General features: G+C 39.9%; 12 protein-coding genes and 1 pseudogene. 6 read left to right on the forward strand and 7 right to left on the reverse strand.

Features of this window, described 5'->3' with window-relative positions; translation table 11 throughout:
- The first annotated feature begins 89 nt into the window (after positions 1 to 89).
- The 6 genes from pgpB (at position 90) to DK857_RS18015 (ending at position 4,110) form a co-directional block, all read left to right on the forward strand.
- A complete protein-coding gene (pgpB, locus tag DK857_RS17990) occupies positions 90 to 809 on the forward strand; it encodes a phosphatidylglycerophosphatase B (RefSeq protein ID WP_109402911.1) in 720 nt (239 codons plus the stop codon).
- Between the two features lie 159 nt (positions 810 to 968).
- Entirely contained in the window at positions 969 to 1,286 is a 318-nt protein-coding gene (locus tag DK857_RS17995; protein ID WP_109394339.1) for a LapA family protein, read from the forward strand.
- 12 nt (positions 1,287 to 1,298) lie between these two features.
- Complete coding sequence (gene lapB, locus DK857_RS18000; protein WP_098942984.1) at positions 1,299 to 2,468, forward strand: lipopolysaccharide assembly protein LapB; 1,170 nt, start codon at positions 1,299 to 1,301, stop codon at positions 2,466 to 2,468.
- 45 nt (positions 2,469 to 2,513) lie between these two features.
- Positions 2,514 to 3,248 carry an orotidine-5'-phosphate decarboxylase gene (gene pyrF / locus DK857_RS18005; RefSeq protein WP_109402912.1) on the forward strand — a complete coding sequence of 245 codons (735 nt, stop codon included), beginning with the start codon at positions 2,514 to 2,516 and terminating at the stop codon, positions 3,246 to 3,248.
- A 6-nt stretch (positions 3,249 to 3,254) separates the two neighbouring features.
- A complete protein-coding gene (yciH, locus tag DK857_RS18010) occupies positions 3,255 to 3,578 on the forward strand; it encodes a stress response translation initiation inhibitor YciH (RefSeq protein WP_109402913.1) in 324 nt (107 codons plus the stop codon).
- A 121-nt stretch (positions 3,579 to 3,699) separates the two neighbouring features.
- Positions 3,700 to 4,110, forward strand: coding sequence for a hypothetical protein (locus tag DK857_RS18015; protein WP_109402914.1), 411 nt, complete (start codon positions 3,700 to 3,702; stop codon positions 4,108 to 4,110).
- A gap of 71 nt (positions 4,111 to 4,181) precedes the next feature.
- Here DK857_RS18015 and DK857_RS18020 read toward each other — a convergent pair whose 3' ends face one another.
- The 7 genes and pseudogenes from DK857_RS18020 to DK857_RS18050 form a co-directional block, all read right to left on the reverse strand.
- Positions 4,182 to 4,730 carry an RNA 2'-phosphotransferase gene (locus DK857_RS18020; RefSeq protein WP_109394353.1) on the reverse strand — a complete coding sequence of 183 codons (549 nt, stop codon included), beginning with the start codon at positions 4,728 to 4,730 and terminating at the stop codon, positions 4,182 to 4,184.
- 180 nt (positions 4,731 to 4,910) lie between these two features.
- Positions 4,911 to 6,857 carry an exoribonuclease II gene (locus DK857_RS18025; protein ID WP_109394343.1) on the reverse strand — a complete coding sequence of 649 codons (1,947 nt, stop codon included), beginning with the start codon at positions 6,855 to 6,857 and terminating at the stop codon, positions 4,911 to 4,913.
- A gap of 113 nt (positions 6,858 to 6,970) precedes the next feature.
- Positions 6,971 to 7,609: an endonuclease III gene (gene nth / locus DK857_RS18030; RefSeq protein WP_075672064.1), complete on the reverse strand. Its 639-nt coding sequence runs from the start codon at positions 7,607 to 7,609 to the stop codon at positions 6,971 to 6,973.
- A gap of 12 nt (positions 7,610 to 7,621) precedes the next feature.
- Complete coding sequence (locus DK857_RS18035; protein WP_099075325.1) at positions 7,622 to 8,326, reverse strand: electron transport complex subunit E; 705 nt, start codon at positions 8,324 to 8,326, stop codon at positions 7,622 to 7,624.
- A 1-nt stretch (position 8,327) separates the two neighbouring features.
- Positions 8,328 to 8,954 (reverse strand): electron transport complex subunit RsxG, encoded by a 627-nt coding sequence (gene rsxG, locus DK857_RS18040; RefSeq protein ID WP_109402915.1) that lies wholly within the window; start codon positions 8,952 to 8,954, stop codon positions 8,328 to 8,330.
- A gap of 16 nt (positions 8,955 to 8,970) precedes the next feature.
- Positions 8,971 to 10,047, reverse strand: a complete 1,077-nt coding sequence (rsxD, locus tag DK857_RS18045; protein ID WP_109402916.1) for an electron transport complex subunit RsxD — start codon at positions 10,045 to 10,047, stop codon at positions 8,971 to 8,973.
- Between the two features lie 6 nt (positions 10,048 to 10,053).
- Positions 10,054 to 10,452, reverse strand: a pseudogene (locus DK857_RS18050) (electron transport complex subunit RsxC); the annotation flags it as partial.

Genomic DNA, 10,452 nt, shown 5'->3' on the forward strand with positions numbered 1-10,452 from the left:
ATGATTTATTGCTAAACTTGCATCGTTTATACTGATAATCTTTAGCTGTGAACGGAAGATAATATTTGTATTTAACAAGGGGCAATATATTGAATAAGCAAATAACAAAGTTAATTCTATTAGGCAGTATGTTGCTCTTAATCATACCGAGTGTTGTATTGGTATTGGGTTGGGAATGGCAACCTACCTACCATCCTTTAGGTGGTATAAGTACATTATGGATAGCAGATAGTGCAGCAAGGCCTTGGGGGGCTGTGACTATTATTACTTTCTTAACGTTGCTCTTTATGGTTTTAAAATTAAAGCGTAACCATTTTATTCAATTAGCCGTGATAATTATTGTTACATTGGCTATTGGACAATTAATTAAGGTTGCGGTTAAAAACACAGTAAAAGAGCCTCGTCCTTATGTTGTTTGGGTTAGTGAAAATTTGCACATTAGCTCTGAGGTTTTTTATCAAGTTTCAAGACCAGAGCGAGAACAATTACTTCAAAATGGGTTAGCCAACTCACCAGTGATCCCTGAATGGCAACTTAAACATTGGAAAGCTGAAACGGGTTATGCTTTTCCATCGGGTCATAGCTTATTTTCTGCCACACTCGCATTATTTGTTTTTGCTCTTTTTATGTTGCGTCGTCATTATTTTTTGGCGTCACTCGGGTTATTATGGGGAATTGATGTCACGGTAGGGCGTATTGTATTAGGAATGCACTGGGCATCTGATGTGATTGTCGGTATTCTTATCAGTACAGTGCTGGTTTGGTGTGCATTTAAGGTGATTGAGCGACGTTTATTGCTCAAACCCTGACGATAGCCCTTATTTTTTTAGATACAGAATGTCTTTTTCGATATTATGTGAAAAAATATACGAAAATCAGATGATTCTAAGAAATCACTTTCTTTGTGCGCAGTGAAAATGCTACCTTTATCTGTCTACTAAAGAAAAGAGAATAAAAAAGGAAATAATGTGAAAAAAGTCCTACTTTTTATTTTGGTTATTCTTGTTCTTGCCATTGTGGTGATTGCCATGACTTTAGGCACAAATAACGATCAGGTAGTCACATTTAATTACCTTATTGCTCAAGATGAATATCGTATTTCTACCTTGTTAGCGATCCTGTTTGGTGTGGGCTTTGTACTTGGCTGGATTGTAAGTGGTATTTTTTATCTACGTGCACGCTTATCATTAGGCCGAGCAAAACGTAAAATTAAACGTCTTGAAAGTGCTCAAACAAAACAAGAAAACCAAGAAAGTCGCCCAACGGTTGCTTCTGCTACGAAATAAGGACGATAGCTGATGCTAGAATTGCTGTTTCTGTTATTACCTGTCGCTGCGGCTTACGGCTGGTATATGGGGCGTCGTGGCGCTCAACAGGACAAACAGCAGAACGCCGATCGCCTGTCACGTGAGTATGTGGCGGGTGTTAACTTCTTACTTTCTGATCAACAAGATAAAGCGGTTGATCTTTTCCTCGAAATGCTTAAAGAAGATAGCTCCGCTTTTGAGGCCCATCTTACTTTAGGTAATCTTTTCCGCTCTCGTGGTGAAGTTGAACGAGCTATTCGTATCCACCAATCGTTAATGGAGAGTGCTGCACTTTCTTTTGATCAACGCCTACTTGCTGTTCAACAATTAGGTCGCGACTATGTGGCGGCAGGTGTTTACGATCGTGCTGAAAATATGTTTCAGCAACTTATTGATGAACAAGAATTTCGCCAAAGTGCGCTACAGTCTTTGCTTGCTATTTACCAGTTAACCAGTGATTGGGGGAAAGCGATAGAAACGGCTGAAAAATTGGTGAAGTTAGGTCAGCATGAATTAAAAGAACAAATTTCACATTTTTATTGTGAATTAGCACTTCAAGAAATGAGCAGTGATAATCTTGATAGTGCACTGAATTTGTTGCAAAAAGCAGGGCAAATGGATCCACTTTGTGCCCGTGTTTCAATTATGTATGGTCGTATCTATATTGCTCGTGATGATAAACAAAAAGCCATTGATGTTTTAATGAAAGTCATTGAGCAAGATAAAGAGATGGTCAGTGAAACCTTACCTATGCTTTTTGAATGTTTCCAATCTCAAGGCGATACTTCTCGTTGGGAAACTTATTTACGTCAATGTGTGGATAGTAATTGTGGTGCGATTGCTGAACTTTATCTTGCTGACATTATTGAAGCTAAAGAAGGTATTGAAGCGGCTCAGTTATACATTAATCGCCAATTAGAACGTCATCCAACCATGCGTCTGTTCTATCGTTTAATGCGTTACCACTTAGCTGAAGCGGAAGAAGGACGTGCCAAAGAGAGCCTTATCTTATTGCGTTATATGGTTGGTGAACAAATTCGCACAAAACCAGATTATCGTTGCCATAAATGTGGTTTTACCTCTCATGCATTATATTGGCATTGTCCATCCTGTCGTTCATGGGATACCGTTAAACCTATTCGCGGTTTAGATGGTCAGTGACAATGTCACTTTTTTAATAGTCTCTTTATAAATAAAGGCCCTAAAATGTCATTTCATTGTGATAAAAAATCGCCCGAGCTTACCTGCGCGCCCGTTATTGTGGCACTAGACTATGAAGACCAAAAAAGTGCATTAGATTTTGCACAACGTATCGATCCCTCATCTTGTCGTTTAAAAATTGGTAAAGAGATGTTTACCCGTTTTGGGCCTCAATTTGTGACTCAGTTACAAAAAGAAGGGTTTGATATTTTCTTAGATTTGAAATTCCATGATATTCCCAATACCGTTGCAAGAGCTGTCGTCGCCGCTGCTGATTTAGGTGTATGGATGGTCAATGTACATGCAAGTGGTGGAAGTCGTATGATGCGTGCTGCCAAAGAAAGCCTTACCGCCTTTGGTAAAGATGCACCTCTTTTAACGGCAGTGACAGTGCTTACCAGTATGGACCAATCTGATTTAATTGAATTGGGAATAACATTGACGCCCGCAGAACAAGCTGAACGTTTAGCGTTACTGACAAAATCTTGTGGTCTTGATGGCGTTGTCTGCTCTGCGCATGAAGCAACGCGTTTTAAACAAGTTTGTGGTGATGATTTCTTATTAGTCACTCCGGGTATTCGCCCAGTAGGAAGTGATGTTGGCGATCAGCGTCGCGTAATGACACCAGAGCAAGCTATTGCAGCCGGTGTTGATTATATGGTGATTGGTCGTCCTATCACGCGTAGTGATAACCCTCTTGAAACACTGCAACAAATTAATCGTTCTATACAAGGTATGTAATTTAACATGGATAATAACTCTCGTTTGGTTTATTCCACAGATGCGGGTCGCATTAAAGAAGAAGAGCAAAAGCCGATCCGTCCTACCGGTGATGGTATTGTGCGTATTCAGCGTCAAACTAGTGGACGTAAAGGCAAAGGTGTTTGCGTTGTTTCAGGTATCGATCTGGATGATGCAGAGTTAGCGAAACTGGCGGCCGAACTGAAGAAAAAATGTGGTTGTGGTGGCAGTGTAAAAGACGGCTTAATTGAGATCCAAGGCGATAAACGTGATTTAATTAAATCGCTATTAGAAGCCAAAGGAATGAAAGTTAAGCTCGCTGGTGGCTGATTTATTTAGCTATATAGCAACAAAATTAATCATAGTGCGCTGATTTTCCATTGAGATTAGCGCATTTTTTATTTTCATACTCTTTATTGTCACATAAGAGATGTCTTTTTAAAGGTATTTTATGAAAGCGTATTTGATGATTGTTGCACTGTTATATTCTTCTGCGCTTTTTGCAGAAAACAAGACTGAAAACATGGTTGTTCATGATAAATATTGCTCTTCGCCAGAGCAAACAATGGATGAGGTTTTTGAAAGTGGGGCGCTAACCTATTGTGTTTATGCTGGTTTTTCAATTGCAGATGCTTATAAAAAATATGTCAGTGAGCATGATGAGGATTATCTTGTAAAAACCATTAAGGTGAACAATAACATCCAAAAAGAATATACGAAAGATGATGTTGTTGTTGATTATAAATGGGAAAGCCCAAAGAAATTGATGATAGAACAACAGTTTTCAGGTGGCTTTACGGAGTTTTTGCTAGAAGAAGATAAGAAAGGCACTAAAATTACAATTACGGGACATCCGGATTAATAATCAGTCAAACAGAGAAGTCTATAAGCAAGATTATAGGTGACAATGTCACCTATTTTTTGTATTTCATTTTATTCTTTCTCATCTATTTTTAGATATTTCACCGGTACTGAAAGCGTTAACCAGACCCCATTATCAGCCTGATAAAACTCAAAACCTTCACTAAACATTTTTTCACTGTCCACAGTTAAAACAATAGCTTTTCCATGACGATCACCGACATTCACCGCTGTTTTATAATCTTGTGAAAGGTGAACATATTGACGACCATTAGGAATTAAACCTTGCTTAAAAATACTATCGATAAAGCGAGTTGCTGTACCGTGAAAAAGTATTTTAGGGGGAGTAATAGCTTGGTAATCAATTGTGGTTTTAAGCGAGTGGCCTTGAACTGCGCGAATAAAAAGCCCGTCTTCTGAGATAGCAAAACGCTTTTTATCATTGGTTTCTACAACGTCTTTAATTAATTCAAGGGTTAGCGCTGTTCCATTTTTCTGTGCTAAAGGGATTAATTTTGATATTTCTCCCCATCCTTGGTCATCTAACGTTAAACCGATACTTTCAGGGGCGTGACGTAAGATATAACTTAAAAAACGACTAATTTGTACTTTGTCTTTCATTGATTTAATCCATTTATTAACTATTAAATTTATAATGCAAGAGAAAATCCCCATGCAACATAAAAATATTTCCTTTCTTTTTAATGCTCTTTTTATCACTAATTTAAAAATGAGAGACATAAAAAAAGCTGATAGCTCAAAACGAGCTATCAGCCTTATTGTATATCGATTTAAGTCCTATTAGATAGGACGAGCTACGATATTACGAGTTTCTAGTTTTACATCTTCGATACGAACAGGAATGACATCATTGAGTTTATACGCGGTTTCGCCTTTCACAATGACAGTACCTGTCTCTTGGCTACATTGGATTTCATCACGTACAGCATGTAAGAATGGTGCAGGAATAAAGGCTACAGCACCATTTTCAACTAGGCGAACACGAACACCACCACGAGTAATATCGATAATTTCTGCATTAAATGGTGTTTCAGTGCCAGCAAAAGGTTTTAAGAAACGTGCATATAACCAATCACCCACATCACGTTCAGCCATTCGGTTAGCACGGCGACGCTCTGCAATACGAATGCCATCTTCTTCTTGCGGTTTTTCAGCGCTTTCTTTGCTGATAATCGCTTTGAGTAAACGGTGATTTAAAATATCACTGTATTTACGAATTGGTGATGTCCATGTCGCATAGGCTTCTAACCCCAAGCCAAAGTGAGGGCCTGGCTCTGCTTTGATTTCAGCAAAGTTCTGGAAGCGACGAATACGGCTATCAAGGAATTGATTTGGCTGATTATCAAGTTCACGACGCAATTGGCAGAAACCTTCAAGCGTTAACAAACTTTCAGATGTCGTTTCAATACCGTTATCTTTTAAGGTTTGTACGACTTGATCGATATAAAGTGGATCAAAGCCTGTATGAACGTTGTAAACGCCAAAGCCTAAGTTTTTCGCCAGCACTTTTGCAGCACAGATATTGGCGGTGATCATCGCTTCTTCAACAATGCGGTTTGCGATACGGCGTTTTTCTGCCACGATATCTAAAACATTGCCGCCTTCGTCAAGAATAAAACGGTAATCAGGACGTTCTTTAAAGACCAGAGCATGTTTTTCACGCCATTCATGACGTTTTTCACACATCTCTTTTAATAATATTACTTGCTCATGAACCATTTCATTTTCAGGTTGCCATTGTGAGTTTTCACTTTCTAACCAATCTGAAATGTTGTCATAAACCAGCTTAGCTTTTGATTCTACCCATGCAGAGTAAAAGTGAATATCTTCAAGCAGAGCACCATCTTCAGTGATGCTGACTTGGCAAACTAATGCAGGGCGTTTTTCATTGGGACGTAATGAACAAATGTTATCTGACAATTCGCGAGGTAGCATCGGGATATTAAAGCCCGGTAGATAATTAGTCAGCGCACGTTGTGCTGCAATCTTATCTAATTCACTATTTGGCAGGATATAAGCTGTTGGATCGGCGATTGCGATAAATAGCGTTAATTGACCGTTCTCTTCTTTACGAATAAAGAGCGCGTCATCCATATCTTCTGTTGATGCACTATCAATAGTGACAAAGGATAGAGAAGTCAGGTCTTCACGAGGCAAAGTATCATGTAATGTCAGCGCTTCGTTACCCATTTCAGGCGCATCACGTTCAAGTTGATGACGCATTAAGGTTACCCACCAAGGTGCAAAGTGATCATCTTTATCCGTGATATAGTCGGTTATTTCTGCCTGAAAACCTTTATCACCTTTATTAAGAGGATGACGACGCATTACAGCAACGGCCCAATCTTGATCAACAAAGCTATGCGTTAAACCTTGGGCAGGACGGCAAGGAATAGTATCTTTTAAAAGAGGGTGGTCTGGAATTATCCACAGACGGTTATCACCTTCTTTTTTCTGAATACGGCCGACAAAACGCGTTAAGAAAGGTTCGACTAATTCTTCGGGTTCAACCGACTCTTTATCGCCGTTTGTATGAACGGCTGCAATAACTCGGTCGCCGTGCATCACTTTTTTCATTTGCGGAGGGGGAATAAAATAGCTTTTCTGACCATCAACTTCAAGGAAGCCAAAGCCTTTATCTGTTCCCTTTACAAGGCCTTCCACGCGCGGTGTCTGGGCATGGAGTTGCTGTTTTAGCTGTGCAAGCAGCGGATTGTCTTGAAACATATTTTTCCGGAAAGTCGGCAGTTTTAATAATAAAAAGTGGGCAATAGTTTTATTCGATTGTGTGTAGTGACGCAAGCAATATGCATCAGAAAAACAGACAAATCGGCAAAAAATTATTCAGGATCTGTTTTTTCTTTAAATTCACAAAGATCTTCAATAATACAAGAGCCACACCGTGGTTTTCGTGCAATACAGGTATAACGACCATGAAGAATAAGCCAATGGTGGCAATCAACTTTAAATTCGGCTGGAACAACCTTTAACAGTTTTTGTTCGACTTCATTGACATTTTTACCCGGGGCGAAACCTGTGCGATTACTCACTCTAAAGATATGCGTATCGACAGCGATTGTTGGCCAACCAAATGCTGTGTTTAAAACGACATTTGCTGTTTTACGACCGACGCCGGGTAAGGCTTCTAGGGCTTCTCTGTTTTCAGGAACTTCGCTGTTATGTTTATCGACTAAGATTTGGCACGTCTTAATCACATTTTCAGCTTTAGTATTATATAGACCAATGGTTTTAATGTATTTCTTAAGACCATCGACGCCTAAAGTTAGTATCGCCTGCGGTGTATTGGCAACAGGGTAAAGCTTAGCTGTTGCCTTATTAACACTCACATCGGTGGCTTGTGCAGAGAGTAATACGGAGATCAATAGTTCAAACGGAGAGTCAAATTTTAGCTCTGTCGTTGGTTGCGGATTGTCATCACGCAACCGAGTTAGAATTTCAATACGTTTTGCTTGATTCATTATGCTCACAAATTAATTTTTAACGATATGACTACCACAGCCTTGTTCTTTTTCGTAAGTTTTAGTTGTCGAAGCGCTGCGCTTTTTCTGTCTTTCATCAATTAGGTATTTTGCTGCTAACATAAAGCCTAAGCCGATAAAAGCACCTGGTGGCAAAATAGCAAGTAAGAAGGGTGAGTCTAAATGCACTATCTCAACTCTTAATACTTGAGCCCATTCACCTAATAGTAAATCAGCCCCGTCAAATAATGTACCGTTACCTAATACTTCACGTATGGCACCTAAAACAAAGAGTGCCGCAGTTGCACCTAATCCCATCGCTAGACCATCAATAGCAGAAGGAAAAACTTCATTCTTAGCCGCAAAAGCTTCAGCACGACCAATAACAATACAGTTAGTGACGATCAATGGAATGAAGATCCCTAAAGATTGATATAAGCCATAGGCGTATGCGTTGATCAGTAATTGCACAGCACTGACGACTGACGCAATTATCATAACATAAATTGGGATACGAATTTCAGAAGGAACCCAACGACGTAAGCTAGAAACGGCCACATTTGTGCAAAATAGGACTAATGTTGTCGCAAGACCTAAGCCTAAGGCGTTTGTTGCTGTTGAGGAAACCGCCAGTAAAGGGCACAACCCAAGTAATTGCACTAAAGCTGAGTTATTTTTCCATAACCCTTGAGAAAAGAGCTCTTTAATTGAGTTCATATTAATTTGCCTCACAGACAGAGAGTGTATCCAGTTTCTCTGGTAAAGATTGTATTAACCACGCAGTACGCTTTGATGAGTTGACGACAGCACGAGGGGTGATCGTCGCACCCGTAAATTGATCAAAATCGCCACCATCTTTTTTTACTGCCCAGTGCGGATCGTTTTCACTGGAAATGAATCTATTACTCAGTGTTGTGATCCAATCCGAAATGCGTGTTTCAATTTTATCACCTAGCCCCGGTGTTTCATTATGAGCAGTAACACGCACACCAAGGACATTCCCTTTAAAGTCAGCACCTACAAGAAGCTCAATGGCGCCTGAATATCCATCGGGTGCAGTAGATTCTAACGCGGCAGCAACAGGTTTACCGTCTAAACGGGCAACATACAGTTTATGGGGCTTGGTATTACCTAATTCTGGTGCTGTAAGAAGATAACAATCTTCAGAAAGCGAATTGTTATACATCGCTTTGGGGATCACTTGATCCAATAATTTTTGTTTCTCTAAGGCAACTTGCTCTGCAATGGTATCTGCAGTGAGGTGATAGACCACGGCAGTTAAGCCTGTAGTACAAGCAGCAAAGATAGCTAATGTGAGTCCATGGCGTTTTAAGATTTCGATCATCATTTTCTCCTTAGCATTAATGTCCGTAAACACGAGGGCGTGTATAGCTATCAATAAGAGGTACAGCGATATTGGCAAGTAATACAGAGAAAGCAACGGCATCTGGATACCCGCCATAAACACGGATAACCCAAACTAATAAACCAATTATTCCTGCATAGATTAAACGACCTTTAGGTGTTGTTGAGGCGCTAACCGGATCAGTGGCAATAAAAAATGCCCCTAGCATGGTCGCTCCAGAGAAAATTTGTAATAGTGGTTGTGAGTAACGTGTAGGATCAATGCCCCAGCTAATAACCGAGCATAGTGCTAATACAGAAATCATCGCAACAGGGATATGCCAGCTAATAATACGTTTATAAAGCAAAATTAATCCACCAGCTAAATAAGCTACATTCACCCATTGCCAGCCAATACCCGCAAATTCACCTTGTAAAATAGGTGTCGCTAACACTTCATCAATTGAGTGAGTTAATAAGCCCGTTTTAAAACTATCAAGAGGCGTTGCTTGTGTAATACCATCAACAGAGCGTCTTAAATCTTCAAGTGTTAAGCCAGATGATGTATGTCCCGTAAAGAAGATACTTAAACTATCCATTACATTGTAAGAGACAGTTTGTAATTCAACTGGTGGCATCCATGATGTCATTTGTACTGGGAATGAGATAAGTAAAACCACATAACCCACCATTGCTGGATTAAATGGATTTTGTCCTAAGCCACCATAAATATGTTTTGCGATAACAATGGCAACAAAAGTACCTAAGACAATGATCCACCACGGTGCTAGAGGTGGAATACTAATGGCGAGTAATACGCCTGTTAGTAGCGCTGAGTTGTCTTTCAGATACAATAAAGGGTCTTCTTTTTTGAGTTTTACGCAGAGTGTTTCAGTCACAAGCGCTACGATAATCGCTAACACAATTTGATAAATGGTTCCTAGGCCAAAAAAATAGATCTGGCTTAAGATCCCTGGTAGTGTTGCTAATGTTACCCATAGCATAACTTGGCTGGTGGACTGTTGATTATGCGTAAAAGGTGAACTCGCAATTTTTAATTTACTATTGTTATTTTGTATTGGTCTGAATTTCATCTGTGATTAATCCAAGGTAACTTCTTCTTTAGCTCGACGTTGTTCGGCTTCTTTTTTCGCTTTTACTCTGGCAATAGCGGCAGCGACAGCAGCTTTGCGTGGGTCGGATTCTTCCGCTTCAACATTTTGCGTAGGCGTTTCATCAATTGTTGTTTTTGCCTGAGCTTCTTTCTTTGCTTTTACTCTGGCAATAGCGGCAGCAACGGCGGCTTTGCGTGGGTCGACTTCTTCTGTTTCAGCATTTTGAATAGGAGCTTCTACAGTTGAAGATGTCTCAGAAGCTTGCTGTGCTTTTTTAGCTTTAGCTCTGGCAATAGCGGCAGCAACGGCGGCTTTGCGTGGGTCGACTTCTTCTGTTTCAGCATTTTGAACAGGAGCTTCTACAGTTGAAGATGTTTCAGAAGC

Origin of the sequence: Proteus terrae, from assembly GCF_003144325.1 — a bacterium.
In the GTDB taxonomy this organism is placed as follows: Bacteria; Pseudomonadota; Gammaproteobacteria; order Enterobacterales; family Enterobacteriaceae; genus Proteus; species Proteus terrae.

Coding starts and splice junctions, on each gene's coding strand:
- DK857_RS18035 (WP_099075325.1), bottom strand. CDS start 8,326: ATGAACTCAATTAAAGAGCTCTTTTCTCAAGGGTTATGGAAAAATAAC.
- pyrF (WP_109402912.1), top strand. CDS start 2,514: ATGTCATTTCATTGTGATAAAAAATCGCCCGAGCTTACCTGCGCGCCC.
- DK857_RS18020 (WP_109394353.1), bottom strand. CDS start 4,730: ATGAAAGACAAAGTACAAATTAGTCGTTTTTTAAGTTATATCTTACGT.
- lapB (WP_098942984.1), top strand. CDS start 1,299: ATGCTAGAATTGCTGTTTCTGTTATTACCTGTCGCTGCGGCTTACGGC.
- nth (WP_075672064.1), bottom strand. CDS start 7,609: ATGAATCAAGCAAAACGTATTGAAATTCTAACTCGGTTGCGTGATGAC.
- DK857_RS18025 (WP_109394343.1), bottom strand. CDS start 6,857: ATGTTTCAAGACAATCCGCTGCTTGCACAGCTAAAACAGCAACTCCAT.
- rsxD (WP_109402916.1), bottom strand. CDS start 10,047: ATGAAATTCAGACCAATACAAAATAACAATAGTAAATTAAAAATTGCG.
- yciH (WP_109402913.1), top strand. CDS start 3,255: ATGGATAATAACTCTCGTTTGGTTTATTCCACAGATGCGGGTCGCATT.
- rsxG (WP_109402915.1), bottom strand. CDS start 8,954: ATGATCGAAATCTTAAAACGCCATGGACTCACATTAGCTATCTTTGCT.
- DK857_RS18015 (WP_109402914.1), top strand. CDS start 3,700: ATGAAAGCGTATTTGATGATTGTTGCACTGTTATATTCTTCTGCGCTT.